The sequence below is a fragment of the Streptobacillus felis genome (genome assembly GCF_001559775.1).
GTDB lineage: Bacteria > Fusobacteriota > Fusobacteriia > Fusobacteriales > Leptotrichiaceae > Streptobacillus > Streptobacillus felis.
Genome location: NZ_LOHX01000223.1, coordinates 1 through 21,712 on the forward strand (window position 1 = coordinate 1; position 21,712 = coordinate 21,712).

At 27.3% G+C, this 21,712-nt stretch carries 22 protein-coding genes and 9 tRNA genes; 23 read left to right on the forward strand and 8 right to left on the reverse strand.

All coding sequences use genetic code 11. The annotated features are described in order from the left end of the window. Window positions 1-533: 533 nt before the first annotated feature. Window positions 534-1,559 carry a DDE-type integrase/transposase/recombinase gene (locus AYC60_RS03900; RefSeq protein WP_067321504.1) on the reverse strand — a complete coding sequence of 342 codons (1,026 nt, stop codon included), beginning with the start codon at window positions 1,557-1,559 and terminating at the stop codon, window positions 534-536. 497 nt (window positions 1,560-2,056) lie between these two features. On the opposite strand from AYC60_RS03900, the gene AYC60_RS03905 reads away from it, so the two are divergent. Genes AYC60_RS03905 through lpdA form a run of 4 tightly spaced genes read left to right on the forward strand, consistent with a single transcriptional unit; the run spans window position 2,057 to window position 6,833 of the window. Next, window positions 2,057-3,025: a thiamine pyrophosphate-dependent dehydrogenase E1 component subunit alpha gene (locus tag AYC60_RS03905; RefSeq protein WP_067321507.1), complete on the forward strand. Its 969-nt coding sequence runs from the start codon at window positions 2,057-2,059 to the stop codon at window positions 3,023-3,025. Window positions 3,026-3,046: 21 nt separating this feature from the next. Continuing rightward, complete coding sequence (locus AYC60_RS03910) at window positions 3,047-4,039, forward strand: alpha-ketoacid dehydrogenase subunit beta (RefSeq protein WP_067321510.1); 993 nt, start codon at window positions 3,047-3,049, stop codon at window positions 4,037-4,039. A 10-nt stretch (window positions 4,040-4,049) separates the two neighbouring features. Further along, on the forward strand, window positions 4,050-5,117 hold the full coding sequence (locus tag AYC60_RS03915; protein ID WP_067321513.1) for a dihydrolipoamide acetyltransferase: 1,068 nt from the start codon (window positions 4,050-4,052) through the stop codon (window positions 5,115-5,117). A 12-nt stretch (window positions 5,118-5,129) separates the two neighbouring features. Next, window positions 5,130-6,833 (forward strand): dihydrolipoyl dehydrogenase, encoded by a 1,704-nt coding sequence (gene lpdA / locus AYC60_RS03920; RefSeq protein WP_067321515.1) that lies wholly within the window; start codon window positions 5,130-5,132, stop codon window positions 6,831-6,833. 28 nt (window positions 6,834-6,861) lie between these two features. On the opposite strand, the gene AYC60_RS03925 is transcribed toward lpdA, so the two are convergent. Beyond that, window positions 6,862-7,335 (reverse strand): glutathione peroxidase, encoded by a 474-nt coding sequence (locus tag AYC60_RS03925; RefSeq protein WP_067321518.1) that lies wholly within the window; start codon window positions 7,333-7,335, stop codon window positions 6,862-6,864. Window positions 7,336-7,439: 104 nt separating this feature from the next. Between AYC60_RS03925 and AYC60_RS03930 the strand changes: the two genes are divergently transcribed. Genes AYC60_RS03930 through AYC60_RS03940 form a run of 3 tightly spaced genes read left to right on the forward strand, consistent with a single transcriptional unit; the run spans window position 7,440 to window position 9,497 of the window. Beyond that, on the forward strand, window positions 7,440-8,429 hold the full coding sequence (locus tag AYC60_RS03930) for a lipoate--protein ligase (protein ID WP_067321521.1): 990 nt from the start codon (window positions 7,440-7,442) through the stop codon (window positions 8,427-8,429). Beyond that, window positions 8,429-9,052, forward strand: a complete 624-nt coding sequence (locus AYC60_RS03935) for a cytochrome c biogenesis CcdA family protein (RefSeq protein ID WP_067321524.1) — start codon at window positions 8,429-8,431, stop codon at window positions 9,050-9,052. The genes AYC60_RS03930 and AYC60_RS03935 overlap by 1 nt, the downstream gene beginning before the upstream one ends. 10 nt (window positions 9,053-9,062) lie before the next feature. Next, the gene (locus AYC60_RS03940; protein WP_067321526.1) at window positions 9,063-9,497 is read left to right on the forward strand and encodes a GAF domain-containing protein; all 435 of its coding nucleotides are present in this window, start codon (window positions 9,063-9,065) and stop codon (window positions 9,495-9,497) included. Between the two features lie 35 nt (window positions 9,498-9,532). On the opposite strand, the gene AYC60_RS03945 is transcribed toward AYC60_RS03940, so the two are convergent. After that, window positions 9,533-10,210, reverse strand: coding sequence for a response regulator transcription factor (locus tag AYC60_RS03945; RefSeq protein WP_067321529.1), 678 nt, complete (start codon window positions 10,208-10,210; stop codon window positions 9,533-9,535). 158 nt (window positions 10,211-10,368) lie between these two features. Between AYC60_RS03945 and AYC60_RS03950 the strand changes: the two genes are divergently transcribed. The 4 genes from AYC60_RS03950 to nagB all read left to right on the forward strand — a co-directional run bounded on the left by AYC60_RS03950 (window position 10,369) and on the right by nagB (window position 14,019). Further along, window positions 10,369-10,827 (forward strand): GNAT family N-acetyltransferase, encoded by a 459-nt coding sequence (locus tag AYC60_RS03950; RefSeq protein WP_067321531.1) that lies wholly within the window; start codon window positions 10,369-10,371, stop codon window positions 10,825-10,827. Then, window positions 10,817-11,974: a DUF819 family protein gene (locus AYC60_RS03955; RefSeq protein WP_067321533.1), complete on the forward strand. Its 1,158-nt coding sequence runs from the start codon at window positions 10,817-10,819 to the stop codon at window positions 11,972-11,974. The genes AYC60_RS03950 and AYC60_RS03955 overlap by 11 nt, the downstream gene beginning before the upstream one ends. Further along, on the forward strand, window positions 11,974-13,116 hold the full coding sequence (locus AYC60_RS03960; RefSeq protein WP_067321536.1) for a cation:proton antiporter domain-containing protein: 1,143 nt from the start codon (window positions 11,974-11,976) through the stop codon (window positions 13,114-13,116). The genes AYC60_RS03955 and AYC60_RS03960 overlap by 1 nt, the downstream gene beginning before the upstream one ends. 69 nt (window positions 13,117-13,185) lie before the next feature. Beyond that, window positions 13,186-14,019 carry a glucosamine-6-phosphate deaminase gene (gene nagB / locus AYC60_RS03965; protein ID WP_067321539.1) on the forward strand — a complete coding sequence of 278 codons (834 nt, stop codon included), beginning with the start codon at window positions 13,186-13,188 and terminating at the stop codon, window positions 14,017-14,019. 30 nt (window positions 14,020-14,049) lie between these two features. Here the strand turns inward: nagB and AYC60_RS03970 are convergent, their stop codons facing one another. The 5 genes from AYC60_RS03970 to AYC60_RS03990 are packed head-to-tail and all read right to left on the reverse strand — an operon-like array spanning window position 14,050 to window position 18,672. Next, window positions 14,050-15,606, reverse strand: a complete 1,557-nt coding sequence (locus AYC60_RS03970) for an Rqc2 family fibronectin-binding protein (protein WP_067321542.1) — start codon at window positions 15,604-15,606, stop codon at window positions 14,050-14,052. Next, window positions 15,603-16,271, reverse strand: a complete 669-nt coding sequence (locus AYC60_RS03975) for a MarR family transcriptional regulator (RefSeq protein ID WP_067321545.1) — start codon at window positions 16,269-16,271, stop codon at window positions 15,603-15,605. The genes AYC60_RS03970 and AYC60_RS03975 overlap by 4 nt, the downstream gene beginning before the upstream one ends. A 9-nt stretch (window positions 16,272-16,280) precedes the next feature. Further along, window positions 16,281-16,916 (reverse strand): ribulose-phosphate 3-epimerase, encoded by a 636-nt coding sequence (gene rpe, locus AYC60_RS03980; protein WP_067321548.1) that lies wholly within the window; start codon window positions 16,914-16,916, stop codon window positions 16,281-16,283. Window position 16,917: 1 nt separating this feature from the next. After that, the gene (gene rsgA, locus AYC60_RS03985) at window positions 16,918-17,799 is read right to left on the reverse strand and encodes a ribosome small subunit-dependent GTPase A (RefSeq protein ID WP_067321551.1); all 882 of its coding nucleotides are present in this window, start codon (window positions 17,797-17,799) and stop codon (window positions 16,918-16,920) included. After that, window positions 17,800-18,672, reverse strand: coding sequence for a PASTA domain-containing protein (locus AYC60_RS03990; protein WP_067321554.1), 873 nt, complete (start codon window positions 18,670-18,672; stop codon window positions 17,800-17,802). 234 nt (window positions 18,673-18,906) lie between these two features. Here AYC60_RS03990 and AYC60_RS03995 point away from each other — a divergent pair. The 12 genes from AYC60_RS03995 to AYC60_RS04050 all read left to right on the forward strand — a co-directional run bounded on the left by AYC60_RS03995 (window position 18,907) and on the right by AYC60_RS04050 (window position 21,708). Beyond that, a tRNA-Leu gene (locus AYC60_RS03995) sits at window positions 18,907-18,992 on the forward strand. Window positions 18,993-19,010: 18 nt separating this feature from the next. Continuing rightward, window positions 19,011-19,087, forward strand: a tRNA-Met gene (locus AYC60_RS04000). A 14-nt stretch (window positions 19,088-19,101) separates the two neighbouring features. After that, window positions 19,102-19,177: transfer RNA gene (locus AYC60_RS04005), tRNA-Gly, on the forward strand. A gap of 3 nt (window positions 19,178-19,180) precedes the next feature. Further along, window positions 19,181-19,256 (forward strand) — tRNA-Lys (locus AYC60_RS04010). 33 nt (window positions 19,257-19,289) lie between these two features. Further along, window positions 19,290-19,366: transfer RNA gene (locus AYC60_RS04015), tRNA-Arg, on the forward strand. A gap of 18 nt (window positions 19,367-19,384) precedes the next feature. Further along, a tRNA-Ile gene (locus AYC60_RS04020) sits at window positions 19,385-19,461 on the forward strand. A gap of 8 nt (window positions 19,462-19,469) precedes the next feature. Beyond that, window positions 19,470-19,544: transfer RNA gene (locus tag AYC60_RS04025), tRNA-Glu, on the forward strand. Window positions 19,545-19,569: 25 nt separating this feature from the next. Further along, window positions 19,570-19,656: transfer RNA gene (locus tag AYC60_RS04030), tRNA-Ser, on the forward strand. A 4-nt stretch (window positions 19,657-19,660) separates the two neighbouring features. Beyond that, window positions 19,661-19,736: transfer RNA gene (locus AYC60_RS04035), tRNA-Phe, on the forward strand. Between the two features lie 707 nt (window positions 19,737-20,443). Then, the gene (gene lacA, locus AYC60_RS04040; protein WP_067321555.1) at window positions 20,444-20,905 is read left to right on the forward strand and encodes a galactose-6-phosphate isomerase subunit LacA; all 462 of its coding nucleotides are present in this window, start codon (window positions 20,444-20,446) and stop codon (window positions 20,903-20,905) included. Further along, window positions 20,883-21,401 (forward strand): galactose-6-phosphate isomerase subunit LacB, encoded by a 519-nt coding sequence (lacB, locus tag AYC60_RS04045; RefSeq protein ID WP_067321587.1) that lies wholly within the window; start codon window positions 20,883-20,885, stop codon window positions 21,399-21,401. Before lacA ends, lacB begins: the two co-directional genes overlap by 23 nt. Beyond that, complete coding sequence (locus tag AYC60_RS04050; protein WP_067321558.1) at window positions 21,394-21,708, forward strand: PTS lactose/cellobiose transporter subunit IIA; 315 nt, start codon at window positions 21,394-21,396, stop codon at window positions 21,706-21,708. The genes lacB and AYC60_RS04050 overlap by 8 nt, the downstream gene beginning before the upstream one ends. The last annotated feature ends 4 nt before the right edge of the window (window positions 21,709-21,712 follow it).

Sequence of the window (21,712 nt, forward strand, 5' to 3'; positions counted from 1 at the left end):
AAATTAAAAGAAGTAGTAGCATAAAGTATAAGTAATATTTTTTTATTGAGGGTATAAACCCTCAGTTTGGTGCTGCACAAAATTAAGTATATTTATTTAGATTGAAATAAAAGGTTAAAAATTGTTAAAAAAAATGGAGGATTCTAAAAAATTTAGAATTCTCCATAATTTTTTTAGGCTATTTCGGAACAGCCCCTTTTTGTTGTTAAGTGACACAACAAAAGAACCTTTTTAGGGACACATGTATGAGCCATTTAGGGCTCATCTATGTGTCCTTCTTTTTTGAACTAGAAATGTTGTAAAATTATTTATTTTTTAACTCTTATTTAATAATTGTTCTTATATTTTCTCCAAGGATGATCCCTAGGGGCTATCCATTTCTTTTTAGGTTTATTTTCTATAACTTCATCTAAGTCAATTAGAACACTTACAGTTATTTTATGCTTTATATATATTTCATCACCATTTTCATTTATAGGTATATATTTCTTGTTTTCAAATGAAACAACACAACCATTAATCTTTCTAAAGACTTATCTTACAAGTATGAATTTTAAATTTTCTCTTTCTTGACTAACGTATTTATTTAAAGTATTATCTAATTGAGATAACTTTTTAGAATTGAATCTGGCCAAAAATTCTTGCAAATATACATTTGCCTCTTCTACAGAAGTTATCTCATTGTATCTTAATTCAGCATAAAGATTGCTCTGTAATGTTTGAAACATTCTTTCTACTGTACCTTTAGATTGAGGTTTAGAGGTTGTATAAAGGTCAATACCTAAGATATCACAACTTTTCTTAAAGTTAATATGAGCTGTCTCATAGTTTTTTCTATTATTACTAAATACAGCTCTATTATCAGTAACTAAATTAACAGGTATACCATAATTAATAAGCATCATTTCCATAGATTTGTAATATCCAAATAGAGTCTCTTCATTATCAAAATATGCACCAACTATTACATAATAAGCACAATCGACGAATATATGTAATGTTATTCTTGTATTACCTAATATCCAAGGATGTAAAGATGCATCAGCTTCAACTCTTTCACCAAAATACTTAATTTTAGGTTTTTTAGGAAATATATTGTTCTTAGGTTTAAAATACTTATTTTTAAACAATATTTCATCAATTTTTCTAAGATTTTTTTCACCTTGTATTTGTTCAGGTGTTGCTAATTTCTTATACAATCTAATCGTATTTTTTCTTGACTTAGGGCTTAAAATTTTATGTTTATGAAATATTCTAAGTAAAGTTTTATATGAAATATTAGCTTCAAATTTATTTAAGAGTATATATTCATAGAAATGCTTGAAATTAAAGTAAGAGCATTCATTAAGATAAAGATTTACTATGAATTCTTCTTGAACAATTGTTAATTTAGTAGATCTTTTAATGTCTTTTTTGTTTATAGCTTCTATACCATTTTCAATCATGTTGTTATACCTTTTACCAGTAGAGTAAGAAATATTTAAATTATTACAACATTCAATAATTTTAAAACCTGCCTTTCTAAATTTTTTGAATTCTTCAAATTTTGTGTTTTTCATATGAACACTTCCTTTCTTTATTAAAATTACTTAAATTTTCACAAAAAAAGAATAAAAATACAACAAAAAATTAAAAAGGCTCATATTAAATTACATTTTGCTAAGATTGTTTGAAGTAAGTGAGTAAAAATCAATATTATTAATGTAAATGGTTCATGTATTTGACTTTTTAGTATGTATTTTAGAAATGGCTCACACTAAATGACTTTACAGAATGGCTCATTGTAGTGTCGTTTCACAAAAAAGGAAGATTAATCTTCCTTTTTTGTATTGAAAAAACAAATTTTATGAGATATAATTATACTAAAGGGTATAAAAGTAAATGACGTTTCATATAATGAAATACTCCTATAAACATACTTTAAGTTAAATACCTATTTAGAGTAAAATTATAATAATTCAATAAAGTTGGTGTTAATAAAATAACAACAATTGACTTTATAATTAATTAGTTTTAAACTATATATATAAATAAGAAACATAAGCGGAGGTTTATAATGAAAAAATTAAAAAAAGCACAATTGCTAGACATGTTTAAAAAGATGCAAGAAGCAAGAATTTTTGATCTTAAAGTAGCGCAATTAGTAAAAAAAGGTAAAGTACCTGGAATGACGCACTTTTCAGTAGGAGAGGAAGCAGCAAGTATAGGTGCTATGGCAGCATTAAATGATGATGATATTATCACATCTAACCATAGAGGACATGCTCAAGTTATTGCAAAAGGTATAGACTTAAATGCAATGATGGCAGAAATTTTAGGGAAATACACTGGAACTTGTAAAGGTAAAGGTGGATCAATGCATATAGCAGATGTTGATAGTGGAAACTTAGGTGCTAACGGAATAGTTGGTGGAGGACATGGTATAGCAGTTGGTGCTGCATTAACTCAGCAAATGAAAAAAACAGGTAAAATAGTAGTATGTTTCTTCGGAGATGGAGCTACAAATGAAGGAAGCTTCCACGAAGCATTAAATATGGCTTCAATTTGGAAATTACCTGTAATATTCTATTGTATCAATAATGGATATGGAATAAGTGCAGACATTAAGAAAATGACTAATATTGAACACATCCACTTAAGAAGTGCTTCATATGGTATACCAGGAATGTTTATTGAAGATGGAAATAATGTTTTAGATGTTTATGAAGAATTCAAAAAAGCTGTAGATCACGTTAGAGAAGGTAAAGGTCCTGTATTAATTGAATCTATTACATATAGATGGTTAGGACACTCTTCATCAGATCCTGGTAAATACAGAACTAAAGAAGAAGTTGAAATGTGGAAGAAAAAAGATCCAGTTGAGAATTTAAGAAAATACTTAATTGAAAACAAAATTGCAACAGAACAAGAATTATTAGATATCGATGCTTCAGTTAAAAAAGCAGTTGATGATGCTGTGGTATTTGCAGAAAATAGTCCATTACCACCACTAGAATCAGCATTTGAAGATATTTATGCAGACTAATTAAGGAGATGATTTAAAAATATGGAAACAAAATTAATGTCGTTTAGAGATACAATAATTTTAGCAATGTCAGAAGAAATGAGAAGAGACCCTGACGTATTATTAATGGGAGAAGATGTTGGAGTATTCGGAGGAGATTTCGGAACTTCAGTTGGAATGATAGAAGAATTTGGACCAGAAAGAGTAAGAGACTGTCCTATATCAGAAGCTGCTATAGCAGGAGCTGCATCAGGAGCTGCTATGACAGGTTTAAGACCTATAGTTGACGTTACTTTCATGGATTTCGTAGTTATAGCTATGGATGCTATAGTAAACCAAGCTGCAAAAACTAGATATATGTTTGGTGGAAAAGGTAAAGTACCTGTAACATTTAGATGTGCTGCAGGAAATGGAGTAGGATCAGCTGCTCAACATTCACAATCACTTGAAAGCTGGTTTACACATATACCTGGATTAAAAGTTGTAGCACCAGGTACACCTAGAGATATGAAAGGTTTATTAAAAGCTTCAATAAGAGATAATAACCCAGTAATAATATTAGAATACAAATCAGAATTCAACCAAAAAGGGGAAGTACCTTTAGATCCTGAATTCGTTATACCATTAGGTGTAGGAGAAATTAAAAAAGAAGGAACAGATGTAACTGTAGTTACATACGGAAAAATGTTATCAAGAGTTATGAAAGCTGCTGAAGACTTAGAAAAAGAAGGAATTTCAGTAGAAGTAGTAGATCCAAGAACATTAGTACCTTTAGATAAGGAAATAATTTTAAACTCTGTTAAGAAAACAGGAAGAGTAGTATTAGTAAATGATGCTCACAAAACAAGTGGATTCATAGGTGAAATTTCAGCTATAATTTCTGAATCTGATGCATTTGATTACTTAGATGCACCAATTAGAAGATGTGCTGGAGAAGATGTACCTATGCCATATGCACAAAACTTAGAATTTGCAATGATACCAACAGTAGATACAATAAAAGATGCAATACGTAAAACAGTAAATAAACAGTAGAGGTGGAAAAATGGAAAGAAAATTATTTAGAGCTACACCTGCTGCGAGAAAATTAGCATCACAATTAAACTTAGATTTATCAGCTGTGCCTGGTAGTGGTGCTCTTGGAAGAATACATAAAGAAGATGTAGCTTCATACAAAGCAGAGTCTAGCGTTAGAATATCTCCTGTAGCTAGAAGAATTGCAGAAGATAATGGTATAAACTGGCAAGAACTTAAAGGAACTGGAGTTAGAGGTAAGATAATGAAAAATGACATCTTATCATTATTATCTCCTGAACATAAAGATAATTATGTTGCTCCTGCAAAAGAAAAAGAATACATTAACCAAGAGAAAACTAATGTAGAACAAGTATTAGATGATAAGAGAGATAAATATGGTGAAATAGAAGTAATACCTATGACAGCTATGAGAAAAGTAATAGCAAAACGTATGGTAGAAAGCTACTTAACAGCACCAACATTTACTTTAAATTATGAAGTAGATATGACAGAGGCATTAGCATTAAGAAAGAGATTATTAGATCCAATCTTAGCTCAAACAGGTAAGAAAATAACTGTTACAGACATTATCTCACTTGCTGTAGTTAAAACATTAATGAAACATAAATATTTAAATTCATCATTAACAGAAGATGGACAAAAAATAATTGCACACAATTATGTAAACTTAGCAATGGCAGTAGGTTTTGATGGTGGTTTATTAACACCAGTTGTATATAATGCAGAAAAAATGACTCTATCTGAATTAGTTGTTGCATTAAAAGATGTAACATCTCGTGCATTAGATATGAAACTTGCACCAAGTGAATTACAAGGATCAACATTTACTATAAGTAACTTAGGAATGTTTGGAGTATCATCATTTGGGCCAATAATAAATCAACCAAACTCTGCAATATTAGGTGTTAGTGCAACTATAGAAAAACCAGTTGTAGTAGATGGTGAAATTAAGATAAGACCTATTATGTCTTTAGGATTAACTATAGACCATAGAGTAGTAGATGGATTAGCAGGAGCTAAATTCATGAAAGACTTAAAAGAATTATTAGAAAATCCAATTACAATGTTAATATAAAGGAGAGAAAAGATGGCATTAGAAGTTATCATGCCCAAAGCTGGGATAGATATGACAGAAGGGGAAATTGTTAAATGGAATAAACAAGTTGGTGAATTTGTTAAACAAGGAGAAATCTTATTAGAAATAATGACAGATAAAACTAACATGGAACTTGAGGCTGAAGAAGATGGATATGTATTAGCTATATTAAGACAAGCAGGAGAAACTGTTGCAGTAACTGAAGTTATAGGTTACTTAGGAGAACAAGGTGAAGCAGTTCCTACAGCAGGAAGCGCACCAGCATCAGAAGCACCAGTTGCAGCTGAAGCTGCAGCTCCAGTAGCAGCTAAAAAAGAAGATGGATATGATGTAGTTGTAATAGGTGGAGGACCTGCAGGATATGTAGCAGCTATTAAAGCTAGTCAACTTGGAGGAAAAGTTGCATTAGTTGAAAAATCAGAGCTTGGTGGAACATGCTTAAACAGAGGATGTATACCAACAAAAGCATACTTACACAATGCAGAAATTATTGAAGGAATTTCACATGCAGCATCTCGTGGAATTATGATAGAAAATCCTAAATTTACCGTAGACATGGAAAAAGTATTAGCTATGAAAGGTAAAGTTGTTAAAACTTTAGTTGGAGGAGTAGGAGCATTACTTAAGAGCCATGGAATAGATGTATTTAAAGGTGTAGGTAAAATTACTAAAGATAAAAACGTTATGGTTGATGGAGCAAAAGAATTAGTTACAGATAAAATTATCTTAGCTGGTGGATCTAAAGTTTCTAAAATCAACGTTCCAGGAATGGATTCTAAATTAGTAATGACTAGTGATGATATATTAGAAATGAAAGAAGTACCAAAAACTATGGCAGTAATTGGTGGAGGAGTTGTAGGAGTAGAGCTTGGACAAGCATTTGCAACTTTCGGAACGAAAGTTACTATAGTAGAAATGATGGATAGAATAGTTCCAAGTATGGATGCTGAAGTATCTAATGCTTTAAGAACAGCTTTAGAGAAAAAAGGAATCACAATAATGACATCTACTAAATTACAAGAAGTTGTTGAAGCTGATGGTAAATTAGTAGTTAAATTAGAAGGAAAACAAGACTTAGTAGTAGATAAAGCATTATTATCAATAGGACGTGTACCTGATTTAGAAGCTTTAGGTGAAGTAGAATTCGAACTTGAAAGAGGAAGAATTAAAGTTGATGAATTTATGGAAACTTCAGTTAAAGGTATATATGCACCTGGAGATATCAATGGAACTAAGATGTTAGCTCACGCTGCATTTAGAATGGGAGAAGTTGCTGCTGAAAACGCATTAAAAGGTAACCACCACGTTGCTAAACTTGATTTAACACCTGCTGCTATTTATACTTTACCAGAAGTTGCAGCTTGTGGTTTAACAGAAGAAGAAGCTAGAAAAACTCATGATGTTTCAGTAGGTAAATTCAGCTTTACAGCTAATGGTAGAGCAATAGCTAGTGATGAAAACTATGGATTTGTTAAAGTTATTGCAGATAAGAAATATGGAGAAATTTTAGGAGTACATATAATTGGTCCTGCAGCTGCAGAATTAATTAATGAAGCATCTTCTATAATGGAAATGGAAATAACTGTAGAAGAAATGTTAAAAACTATACATGGGCATCCTACATATTCAGAAGTAATGTATGAAGCATTTGCTGATGTATCAGGACTTGCAGTACACGCATTAAAGAAAAATTAATATATAAATAGCGCCCCAGGGCGCTATTTTATATTAACTCATCTATGTATTTTTGGATTTTTTTTGGAGAAGTAATAGGAGGGAATCTTTTTATCACTTTACCATTTCTTGAAATTAAAAATTTAGTGAAATTCCATTTAATATCATTTCCCAATAGACCCTTAGCTTCCTTTTTAAGAAAAGTAAATAAAGAATCTTCATTTATTCCATTAACATCAATTTTTTTGAATATTTTAAAACTAGTATTGAAAATTAATTTACAAGTATCACTGATTTCAAAATCTGTTAATGGTTCTTGATTTAAAAATTGATTACATGGAAATGCTAAAATTTCAAATCCTTTATCTCTATACTTACTATATGTTTCTTCTAAATCATTAAATTGATTAGAAAGTCCACACCTAGTAGCAGTATTTACTATCAATAATACCTTGCCTTTATATTCATTTAAACTAACATAATTATCTTTATTATCTTTTACTACTATATCATAAATACTCATATTATCACCTCTATATATATTTTACATCATTTTTATAATATTTTCTATTGTAAATTAACTATATATGATATATAATTAAATAAAAAAACAGAAAGGAAATGATTATGAAATATATTATTAACGAAAGTAATGACACAGCATATAATATTGCTTTAGAAGAGTATGCATTTAAAAAATTATTAAGTGAGGATATGATATTCCTATTATGGATAAACAAACCTTCTATAATAGTTGGTAGACATCAAAATACTATAGAAGAAATAAATAAAGAATTCGTAAGGGAAAATAATATAGAAGTAGTAAGAAGAATTAGTGGTGGTGGAGCAGTTTACCATGATTATAATAACTTAAACTATACTATAATATCTAAGGAAGATGAAAATAAAGCATTTGATTTCAATAGTTTTTCTATACCTGTTATTAAAACATTAGAAAGTTTAGGTGTTAAAGCTGAATTTACTGGAAGAAATGACTTAGAAATAGATGGTAAAAAAATATGTGGAAATGCACAAGCATATATTAATGGAAGAATAATGCACCATGGTTGTCTTTTATTTGATGTTGATTTATCAGTTCTTTCAAAAGCTTTAAAAGTTTCTAAAGATAAGATAGAATCAAAGGGTGTTAAATCTGTTAGAGCTAGAGTTACTAATATAGTAGATGAATTACCTAATAAAATAGATGTAAAAGAATTTAGAGATCTTTTATTAGAATACATGAAAAAAGAATATCCACAAATGACAGAATATGTTTTCAGTGAAGAAGAAATTGCAGAGATAAATAAAGCAAAAGAAGAAAAATTTGGAAACTGGGATTGGAATTATGGTAAATCACCAGAATATAACTTAACAAGATCTATGAAATTTGAAAAAGGTAAAATTGAAGTATTTGTTAATGTTATAGACTCAAAAATTGATAATATAAAAATATATGGAGATTTCTTCGGTATAGAAGATGTTGCTGCAGTAGAAGATTTATTAAGAGGAGCTAAATACGAACAAAAAGAAGTGCTAGATAGATTAAACTCTATAAACATTTCTAGATACTTTGCAGGAATATCATCAGAAGAGGTTATGAAAGCAATAGTTGAATAATGCTATTAATATATATATTTGGGATAATGTCATTTTTAACACCTTGTTTTATGTCTATTATTCCAATTTATTTAACAATATTAACTAAAAAAGGTAACAAATTATTAAATGTTGCACTATTTTTTATAGGATTATCAACCACTTTTGTATTAATGGGATTAAGTTTTTCATTTATAGGCATATATATTAAAAAGGATATTTTTAGAATTATTGCTGGTATATATATACTTTTTATGGGATTAATACAACTGGAAATCTTTAATAATAAGTTTTTTGATAGAATAAAAATGATAAAAATTAAAGATGATTATACAAATTCATATTATTATTCATATATTTTAGGTTTTACATTTTCTATGGGATGGATACCTTGTATTACATCTACATTAAGCTCTATATTATTAAGTATTAGTGTAGGAAATTTTAGTATTACTAAGGGTATTATAGCTATGTTAATATATTTTTTTGGATTAATAACACCATTTATTATTTCAACTTTAATAGTAAAAGATATGAAGAGAATATATAAGTATTTAGATGAAATAAAAACTATGAATGGTTTTATACTTATAATACTTGGTTTACTTATGATATTTAATTTGATTGGAGTCATAGGTTTATAGAAAGGAAAAAATGAATTATAATTTATTATACAAAGAACTTGAACAATTATTAGAAGGAGAGGAATATATAATATCTAAAATGGCTAATATGTCATCATTTATTATGGAAGTTATGCCAAATTTAAATTGGGTAGGATTTTACATCATACATAATGATGTATTAAAAGTTGGGCCTTTTCAAGGGAAACCTGCATGTTCTAACATACCTAAGGGAAAAGGAGTATGTGGATATACCTGGGAAAAAGAAAGTACAACTGTTGTTCCTAATGTTCACGATTTCCCTGGTCACATTGCATGTGATGCAGCTTCTAATTCAGAAATAGTAATACCTATTTTTGATCAAAATAATAAGATGATAGCAGAGTTAGATGTAGATTCTCCGGTTTTAAATAGATTTAGTGAAGAAGATAGAGAATTTTTAGAAAAATGTGCTAAGTTAATATAAAAAGGATTTAAGCAAAAGCTTAAATCCTTATTTTTTTACTCTTTAATAATGTATCCAACATTTCTTATTGTTTTAATGATTTTGCTTGGGAATCCATATTCGATTTTTCTTCTTAAGAAAGTAATGTAAACATCTCCTATGTTCTTATTATCAGGTATTTCTTTACCCCAAACTTTATCAGCTATCATTTCTCTAGTAACTACCTTATTTTTATTCTTAACTAATAATTCAAGTAATTTGTATTCCTTATTAGTTAATGAAACCTCTACATCCCCTCTTCTTGCTTCTCTTGTGTAAGGGTTCAGAGTTAAATCTTTTACTTTTAATATTGCATTAGAAGTAAAAGTAGTTTTTCTTGTTAAAAGATATAAGATAGCATTGATTTTAGCTAAGAAAGCTTCTTTTGTAATACCATCATAAACATAATCGTTTAACCCGAAAGCTAAAGCTTCCTCTAAAATGAAACTATTTGTAGGACTAGTAATTGCAACAAAAATAATTTTGTCCATTCTATCCACTTTATATTGGAACAGTTTTTTGTAGTTTAAAATATTTGTAGTATCAAATATTAAAATATCTACTGCACCTTCATCTAAACTTTTTACTACAAATTCTTCATCAGTAGTGAAGTTAACTGTTGCATCTAATAATTTTAACATATCAGCATATTTCTTTTCAGAATTAAGATCCCAGCTGTAATATAAAATATTCATAAAAACCACTCTCCTTACTTTTTTAATATTATAACATACAAATAATAAAAAAACAACTAATTTTTTTAAAATATTTTTAATGGAAAAACTTTGTAAAATTTAACTATCTATTTTTTAATATTTGTGGTATATTCTATATAAAGGAATAGGAGGAAAAAATGGATATTAGAAAAATTAAAAAATGTGACAAAAATACATTTTTAGAATTATCTGACATGTTTTATTCTAGTGAAGCAGTACTTCATAAAGTTAATAAAATAAATTTTGAAAATACTTTTGATGAATTAATAAATAGAGAGATATATACAGAATGCTTTATTATTGAGGAAGGTGAAAGAGTAATTGGATATTGTTTAGTTTCTAAAACATATTCTCAAGAAGTTGGTGGCATGGTACTACTAGTAGAAGAATTATTTATATTAGAAGAATATAGAAATTTAGGTATAGGCAAAAAAGTATTTAATTACTTATTTGAAAGATATAGAGATTTTAAAAGAATAAGATTAGAAGTTGAATTTAATAATGAAAGGGCCAAAAAACTTTATAATAAATTAGGTTTTGAAAATTTAGATTATTTACAAATGGTAATTGATAAGGAGGAAAATAATGATAGATAAAGATAATGTTTTAATGTTATGGACTATTATAGTTTCTATAGCAGCAATAAGTATATATTTAGAAAGTAAGTATGATTTTGTTGCAAAGATAAGTGGTGCTATTGTTGCTTTAATTTGTGCAATGCTACTTTCTAATTTAAATATTATACCCACAGATTCAGTTGTATATGATAATGTTTGGGCATATGTAGTTCCTATGGCTATACCTTTACTTTTATTTAAATGTAATATTTCAAAAATATGGAAGGAAAGTGGGAGATTATTAATAATATTTTTAATAAGTTCAGCAGGAACAGTAGCAGGTTCTATTATAGGGTATGTACTACTTAATAAATATATACCTAGTTTAAATCATATTGCAGGAACTATGACAGGATCATATATAGGTGGAGGAGTTAACTTTGTTGCGGTATCATCTAGTTTTAACATAGATTCTAAATTAATATCTTCCGCAACAGTAAGTGATAATTTACTTATGGTACTATATTTCTTTGTCTTAATTATTATACCTAGTATAGGCTTCTTTAATAAGTATTTTAAGAGGGACTATAATAATGAGTTTAAAGTAGAAGAAAGTAGTTTAAACTCTCTAAAAAAACCAGTTAATTTAGTTGATATTGCTTTTTCTTTTGCATTTTCATTATTAATAGTTACTATTTCATTTAATTTATCTAGTGTTATTTTATCTCAATTAGGAGATAGTAATTTAGTGAAATTTATAGGAAATAAATATTTAATATTAACTACAGTTTCAGTATTGTTTGCTAGTGTATTTCCTAATTTTTTCTCAAATATTTCAGGTTCACAAGAAATAGGGACTTTCTTTATTTACATATTTTTTGTAGTAATAGGAGTTCCAGCTTCTATTATGTCTATTATACAAAATTCCCCTTTATTATTAGTTTATTGTTTAATAATGGTATTAATAAATATGATAGTAACATTTGCAGGTGCTAAATTGCTTAATTTTTCTTTAGAAGAAGCAATTTTAGTTTCTAATGCAAATATTGGTGGTCCAACAACGGCAACAGCTATGGCTATTTCAAAAGGATGGACTAAATATGTAGCTCCTGTAATGTTAGTAGGGACTTTAGGATATATTATAGGTACATATATAGGGATATTTATAGGGAATATATTAATATAATGCTATTATCTATAGGTCTAATATTAATATTTTCTATCTTATTTGGAAATATATTTGAAAAAATTAATCTACCTAAAATAATACCCTACATATTTATAGGAATAATATTTTCAAATAAAATAGATTTATCATTAATAAATATTTCAGCAGAAATAAGAAAAATTGCTTTAGTAATTATATTAATTAGAGCAGGGTTAACATTAGATTATACTGTGCTTAAAAGTATGGGAAAATCAAGTATATTGATGTGTTTTTTACCTGCAACTATAGAAATTATTGGAACATTAATATTTGCCCCTTTAATTTTTAATATTTCGATAATAGATTCATTAATACTAGGTTCAGTAATTGCAGCTGTTTCACCTGCAATAGTAGTACCAAGGATGATAAATTTAATAAATAAAGGATATGATAAAGTTCCACAACTTATACTTGCAGGGGCAAGTATGGATGATATTTTTGTAATAACTCTATTTACTATTTTTATGACCATAGAAAAAACTGGTGTAGTTACATTAAATCAAATTTTTATACTACCTTTAAGTATAATACTTGCAATAATATTTGCAATAATATTTAAATATATATCAATATATATATTTAAAATCATAAAAGATGATACTTTTAGAATTATAATATTTTTTGCATTATCATTAATAATATTAGAATTAGAGAAGTATTTACCTATAGCAAGTTTATTATCAATAACATTGGTTGCTATGTTGTTAAAAAAAGAAGAAACAGAACTTGCTAATAAATTTAAAATAACTTATGAAAAAATGTGGAAGTTATTTGAAATATTATTATTTGTATTAATAGGAGCTAATCTAAAAATTTCTAGTGTATTTGATTATGGTTTATTAGCATTATCACTACTTATAATAACTCAAATTTTTAGAATGGTAGGTGTATTCTTATCTTTATTAGGTAATAAATTTAATAAATATGAAAAAATATTTGCAATGGGAGCATATTTACCTAAAGCAACAGTACAGGCAGCAATAGGTGCAATACCACTTGCAAGTGGTGTGAAATCTGGTGAATTGATATTAACCATAGCAATATTATCTATACTTATAACAGCACCTATTGGAGCTTTATTTATAGATAATTTTTATGAAAAATTATTACAAAAAAAATAGAAATCTTGACACCATTTATTAAAAAAAGTATAATATAGATATATTCATATAAAAGAAGAGGAGATGTACATGAGATTACTTATTGTTAAAAACGCAAAAGAAGTAGGAAAATGGAGCGCATATCATATAGCACAAGAAATTTTAAAGTTTAATCCTACAAAAGAAAGACCTTTCGTATTAGGGTTACCTACAGGATCAACACCATTAGAAACATATAAGAATTTAATAGAATTAAATAAAAAAGGAATTATTTCTTTTGAAAATATCATCACTTTTAATATGGATGAATATGTTGGACTAGCTCCAGAACATGATCAAAGCTATCACTATTTCATGCATAGAAACTTTTTTGATCATATAGATATTAAAAAAGAAAATATAAATATATTGAATGGATTAGCTGAAGATTTACAAGTTGAATGTCAAAGATATGAAGATAAAATTAAATCAGTAGGTGGGATACATCTATTTTTAGGTGGAGTAGGAGAAGATGGACATATTGCATTTAATGAGCCAGGATCTTCATTATCTTCAAGAACTAGAGATAAAGAACTAACTCAAGATACTATAGTTGTGAATTCAAGATTCTTTGATAACGATATTACAAAAGTACCTAAACTTGCATTAACTGTAGGAGTAGGAACAATAACAGATTCTAAAGAAGTATTAATTATGGCTAATGGACCTAAAAAAGCTTATGCTATACATAAAGGTATAGAAGAAGGTGTAAATCATTTATGGACTATATCAGCATTACAACTTCATAGAAAAGCTATTATAGTAATAGATGAAGACGCTGCACTTGAATTAAAAGTTAAGACTTACAGATATTTCAAGGATATAGAAGCAGAAAATTTAGATTTTGATAAAATGGAAAAAGAGTTATTAGCATTAAAAAAATAGTAAAGTAATAGGGATAAGCAAAACTTATCCCTATTTAATTTCTAAACTTTTAAAATTATTAAAAGTAACATTACCAAATTTATTTACTCTTTTTACGTTAGATCTTTCAGTATAATCTACAACTTTGTTACCTACACCTTTAGAATTTAATGCTGCAAGTTTTGCTGCTTCATATAAGACATTTTCTGGTACTTTTCTTTTGTTTGTAATTATTATTACATGTGATCCTGGAATGTCTCTAACATGTAGCCATATATCATGGTTTTTAGCTTTTTCAAAAGTAAGGAAATTATTTTCTGTATGATTTCTTCCAACAAAAATATCAAAATCATCTATAGTAAATTTTAATAATTCTCTTTTTTTCTCTTTTATTTTTTTATTGTTTTTCTCTTTATAAATACCTAACTCTTTTTCTATTTCTACTAATCCTAAAAAGTCATTTTCTCTTTTTACAAAGTCTAGTATTTCCTCTAAATAATTTAATTCATCATTTATTAATATTTTTCTTTCATTTGCAATTTGTATAGATTTTTTTCCTTTTCTATACTTGTTATAATAAATTTTTAGATTATCAGATGGGGTTTTATTTGGATTTAATTCTATATTAACATTACAATTATTAATATAGTCATATACTTCTATAGTTTCCATTCTGGGTTTAATTAGATAAAGATAACTAGTTAAAAGGTCACCAATATTTTTATACTCATCATAATTTTTATCTCTATTTATGTCATTTTCAATATTTTTTAATATTTTAACATTTTTTTTGATTCTATTATTTACTACTTTTTCTATATTACTCTTCTTATTTCTTAAAAGTGATGTATTTATAAATGTAGTGAAATATTCATTTAAAGCTTTATTTAAACTCTCATATATATTAGATTCGTAGTTTTCAAACTTTTTGAAGTTGTTGTAAGTTATGTAGTATTTGTCATTACTAGTAAATATATATGGAATATATTCGCTTATATATTTTTTTCTTAATTCTAGGTTATCATATGTGTCATTTGCAAATATTTTTCCTATACCTGAAACTTCACTAATCATTTCTTCTGGACTAGTAAATAGCTTATCTGAGTTAAGTTCTGATTTATCATTACTAAAATATTCATAAGGACTATTTATTGAGTAAAATCTTCTATTTTCTATACTTGTATTATTATTTAAAATATTGATTATTTTCTCTTCTTCGTTTAATAAGAATATATTAGAATGTCTACCCATCATTTCAAATATTATATATGTTGTATCTAGATTTCCAAGTATATTTACTCTTTTAAATTCTATTCTTATTATTCTATCATTATTTAATAATTCAATATTTACTAATTCAGCATGATCTAAATACTTCTTTAAAGATAAAAGAAAAGAAGATGAAAAATTAACATTATCTTCTTTTGGTTCTTTTAAATATATTATAGATTCATTGTCTTTTGTTTGAAAAAAAAGTTGTTTTTTTGAGAAAAATAAAGAAAAAGAATTACTGTCATATTGAATTATTTTATTTACTTTAAAATTTAATAATTCAGCTTTTAATTCTTTAACTAAAAAGTTAATCCCAACACTATCTAAATATATCACAGGTCATTCTCCTTTTTTATTGCAAATACATATAGGGCATGATCTTTTGAAATTAATTTTTCATGTCCGTTAATTCTAATTCTTATTGAATCGTTATGTATATCTAAAATTTCAATAGATGTTTTAAGTTGTATGCCCATTTCTGATAAAGCAAGTCTAATTACACTATTACCTTTTACTTCACTTACTTCAACTTTATCTCCTTTTGAAAAATGAGTAAGATTTTCTGGTTCAAGATTAAGTTTTAAAGATTTTAAATTATTAAGTAATTCTTCAAAAGTATCTAAGAAAATATCAAGTCTTTCTTTAGGTATGTTTTTTGTAACCTTTTCTAAAGTAGTAGTATGAAAATTTCCGTGATAGTTATATGCAATTTGACCTTTTTTATTTAAACTAACATAAACTTTTCTTTTATCGGTTTTAGATCTAGTTCTATTTATGAACTTCTTTTCTTCAAGTTTGTTAATAGCTATAGATGTAGTTCCCATAGTTATACCAAGTCTTGTTGATAATTCTTTCATAGTTATTTTTTCAAGTCCTATACACTCAATTATATGTAATTCAGTAGTAGTAAGACACTTTATTACTAGATTTAAATTTATTTCTTCCATTTTGTAATAAGTTTTATAGAAATCATCTATTAAAACTTCCATTTTATTATACATAATTACCCCTTAAAATAGTGAATTTACTCTTACTTCATAGTTTCCAGAGAATACATATGAACCAGCAACTAAAACATTTGCACCTGCATTTTTAGCAAGTATCGCAGTTTTATTATTAATTCCTCCATCAACTTGTATATCTATATGTGGATATTTTTCTCTAATTCTTTTGATTTTTTGACACATAGCATCTATGAATTTTTGACCTCCAAATCCTGGATTTACAGTCATAACTAAAATTAAATCTAACTCTTCTATAACATTATCTAAAAAGTCTATGTCAGTAGAAGGATTAATAGATACTCCAGCTTTTACGCCATATGATTTTATTAATTGTAAAGCTCTATGTAAATGCTTAGTTGATTCAACATGTATAGTTATATTGTCAGCACCAGCTTTAACAATACTTTCTATATACCATTCTGGTTTTTCTATCATTAAGTGTGCATCAAAATATAGGTTAGAATGTGGTCTTATTGCTTTAATAATATCAGCTCCAAAACTAATGTTTGGAACAAAGTTTCCGTCCATTACATCTAAATGTAACCATTTAGCACGAGTTTTACCTATTTCAATTACTTCTTCTTTTAATCTTGAAAAATCTGCTGCTAGTAATGATGGTGCAATAATAATTTCTTTATTCATTTTAGTTTTCTCCTTCTTTTATATTTTGATATATTAGTTTATAAAAATCATATCTTAATTCATTTAAGTTTCCTTTTACATTACAGTTAGGTTCATGTATGTGTATACAATTTGAAAATTTACAACTTAAACTTAGTTCCTGTATTTCTGGAAAGTATTCTTTAATTTCTAATGCATTTTTAAAGTTAGGAAATTCTATACTTGAAAAACCTGGAGTATCAATAATAAATCCATTTCCAAATGGGAAAAATCTTGTATCTACAGTAGTATTTTTACCTTTTTTTGTTTTTTGGCTAATCTCTCCAGTAATTAAAACATTTTGATTTAGTATATTGTTTATTAAAGTAGATTTGCCAACACCACTTGGACCAGATATTATTATATTTTTATCTTTAATATATCTTTTAAAATCTTCAAAACTTTCTTTTGAAATAAAGAAGTATTTTAAATAAGGGAAACTATTTTTTAAAATAGAATCTAACTCATTTAGTTCATCTTTTGATAATAAATCAGATTTTGTAATTAAAAGTAAAGGTTCTAATTCATTTTTGTGTATATTTAATAATAATTTTTGAAATTGTATAATATCAAAATTTGGATCTTTAGCAGAAAAAGTAAGTGCTAAATTATCTATATTAGATATTAATGGTCTATTTAAATAATTATTTCTCTCTAATATTTCTGTTATTACTTCTAATTCTGTATCTATAATAACATTATCACCAATAATACAATTATCTTTTTTATTTTTTAGTTTTAAATTTCCACGTAATTTACATTTAATTAATTTTTCTTCAAAATCATCTATATCTTTAAAATCATAATAAGTATAAACAAAATAGAAACCTTGTATTTTACGTATAACTTTTCCTTTTGTGTGCATTTATTCACCTTCTGATTTATGTTCGTTGTTTTCTTCTTTTTTTTCTACTTCTTTTAGAGTTTGATTTAGTATTTCTTCTATATTATTATCTATTTTTTTAGATTCAACTTTTTGTTCTATTACTTCAGTTATTGTTTTGTCAACCTCAACACCAGTATTTAATACTATACTTATCTTAGTATTTTTTTCTATAGTTTCACCTGGAAGAGGATTAGTAGCAATAATTACATTTTGTGCAAATGCAGGATCATTTGCTTCAGTTACAAAAGTAATAGATTGACCAATTTGAGCAAGTATATTTGCAGCATCATTTTTATCTAATCCTATTAAATTAGGCATAATTTTACTTTCAATTAATGGTTTAGAAGATACAAGCAATGAAATTTTTTGATTAGTACCAATCTTACTTCCTACTTTTGGATAAATAGAAAGTACTAATTCTTCTTCTGAATTTTCTATAGGCATATAGTCTATTCTTTCGATTTGTATATTAAAGTCTTCAAGTATTCTTCTTGCTTCTATTAGAGTTTTACCAGTTAAATCAGGAATTTCTACACTATTTGCTTTATTTACCCATATATTTACAGTTCTTCTAACCTTAACTATAGATTCAGGCTTAGGATCTTGTATGAAAACAAAGTTTTCGGGTACTTCAGTAGATTTAGATTCAATAATAGAATAATTTAAACCAAACTTTTTAAGCAATTTTGTAGCATCATCAACATGTAGTGATGTAACTTTAGGAACTACAGTTTCTCTTTTATTAAAAAAAGAATTTAAAAAAGCAGAACGTCCTAATGTTAGTATTATTAATAATGAAATAGATATTATAGTTATTTTAGCAATTTTGTTATTTAATATTTTCTCAAACATTTTCCCTCCAAATAATCTTTTTATATATATTATACAATTTTTTTAACAGTAAAACAAGTCAAAGAAAAGAAGAAAAAAGAAAAAAATGATAAAAAAACTATTGACATTTTATTATAAATAATATAGAATAAGAAATGTCCTAAGATGACAAAATAAAAAAATAAAATAAATAAAAAAAAGTTCTTGACAAGAAAAAATAAATAATGTATAATAATTTTTGTCAATGAATGTTGAGCCTTGGTGGTGAAATGGTAGACACACAGGACTTAAAATCCTGTGGGAGCAATCCCGTGCCGGTTCGAGTCCGGCCCGAGGCACCATTTACAATAAGGTTTTATCGCGGAGTAGAGCAGCCTGGTAGCTCGTCGGGCTCATAACCCGAAGGTCGTTGGTTCAAATCCAGCCTCCGCAACCAAAAAATCACTTTACGCGGGAGTAACTCAGTTGGTAGAGTGTCAGCCTTCCAAGCTGAATGTCGCGAGTTCGACCCTCGTCTCCCGCTCCATGTGAGTCATTAGCTCAGTCGGTAGAGCACTTGACTTTTAATCAAGGTGTCACTGGTTCGATTCCAGTATGACTCACCATTTTTTAACAAAATAACTATAATGGTTTAATATGTGCCTGTAGCTCAGTAGGATAGAGCAACAGCCTTCTAAGCTGTGGGCCAGGAGTTCGAATCTCTTCAGGCACGCCATATTAAATTTAACCATAAGGATCCATAGCTCAGTTGGTTAGAGCACGCGGCTCATAACCGCGTGGTCGCTGGTTCAAGTCCAGCTGGATCCACCAGTTATTTTGGGCCCTTCGTCTAGTGGTCAGGACATTAGGTTTTCATCCTAAAAACAGGAGTTCGATTCTCCTAGGGCCTACCATTTTTTTTTGAAAATAAGTTGATTTGGGTGGATGTCCGAATGGCTAAGGGACCGGTCTTGAAAACCGGCGAAAGCGCAAGCTGTCAGAGTTCGAATCTCTGTCCACCCGCCATTATGCCCAGATAGCTCAGTCGGTAGAGCAAGGGACTGAAAATCCCTGTGTCCGTGGTTCGATTCCGCGTTTGGGTACCATTATTTAACAAAAAAATGAAGAAATAATTAATTAATCTGCAAGTTAGTAAAAATGCTGAATTGCGGATTTTTTTGTTATATAGTAAATTAGAATTCTAATAAGATGTATATATTTTTAATTAATATAAAAAGTAACTATATTTTATAAAAAATAGAATTAATAAGTAAATTTGAGTAATACAAAAATACCTATTTGAATAATAGGCCATTAGGGTTATAGAATTTATGAATATATCGGCCAATAGCAGAAGAAACAAAAAGTTCATAAACTTCAAGCTTAATACTGAAATTAGGACACATAAAAGGATCAAAGCCCCAAATAGATTTAAAGTTCTTTCTAAAAAGAGAAGGAACTTTTTTATTTATAGAGTAGCAAAACAAGGATATAATCAAATATTTTATCTTTTCCTTTTATTTTCATGTATTTCCAAACTTTTCCTAAAACTTTCTAAACCTATCTAAATTTAATGGATGCAAACTGGCTACAAATACTTTTTAAAATTTTTAGAAAAAATACCAAGTGTAAAATAAATTGTTGGATTTAATATAGAAATATAAAATATGTTTGAAAAATCTTTATTAATGTTGAAAAAGCACATTTAATAAAAATTTTTGTTTACTTTTAAAACATTTTTGTTGACTTTTGTTTGTTTGTGTGGTAATATTTGGTATATAAAAAATATAAACATAAAAAGGAGGCTACTTAAATGAATGTAATACTGTGTTCTAATCAATTTGGTTATGAAATGAAAGAATATATAAAACAAAGTTTAAATCAAACAAATCATAATATAATTGATTTAACAAATTTAGAAAAAAATTACATAGAAGTTTTAAAAGAATTTAAGAAAAAAATTGATGAAAGTGATGAAAATTTTGGGATTGCTATTGATGATTATGGTAATTTAAGTTTTATGGTTTTAACAAAATTAAAAGGAATGATAGTAGCACAAGTTTCAGATGAAAGAACATCATATATGACTAGAGGACATAATAATGCAAGAGCTATTACTCTAGGTAGTAAGTTAATAGCAAATGATTTAGCTTTAAGTATAGTAGATAATTTCTTGAAAGCAAAATATGATGGTGGTAGACATCAAATTAGAGTAGATATGTTAAATAAAATGGTAAAGGAGGGAAATGCTTGTGAGAGTTGCTGTGGGTTGTGATCATATAGTTACAGATATTAAAAATAATGTGGTAAACTATTTAAAAAGCAAAGGACATGAAGTTATTGATAAAGGTACTTACGATTTTGAAAGAACACATTATCCTATATATGGTAAAAGAGTAGGTGAAGCAGTATCAAATAATGAAGTAGATTTTGGTGTTTGTATTTGTGGAACTGGAGTAGGAATAACTAATTCAGTTAATAAGGTAAAAGGAGTTAGAGCTGCTTTAGTAAAAGATATTTCAACAGCTATAGATGCTAGAAAGAAATACAATGCAAATGTTATCGGCTTTGGTGGTAAAATTATAGGAGAGCTTTTAATGTTTGATATAATAGATGCATTTATTAATGAAAAATATGAAAAAAATGAAGAAAATGAAAAATTAATTAAAAGTATAGATGCATTAATGGAAAATAATGACGGTCAAGAAAAGGATAGTTTTTTTAACGAATTTATAGAAAAATGGAATAAAGGAGAGTATAAAGATGAATAGAGAAGAATCACAAATTGTAACAATAGAAATAGTAGCTTATTCAGGAGATGCTCGTTCAAAATTACTAACAGCATTAAATAAAGCAAAAGATGGAGAATTTGATAAAGCATATGAATTAGTTGAAGAAGCAAATGAATTAATATTAAAAGCACATCAAGTACAAACAGACTTGATAACAGCAGATGCTAATGGAGAAGATGTAAATGTTGATGTATTAATGGTTCATGGACAAGATCACTTAATGACATGCATACTTCTTAAAGATTTAACTAAACATTTAATAGAGCTATATAAAAAAGGAGTTTAATTTT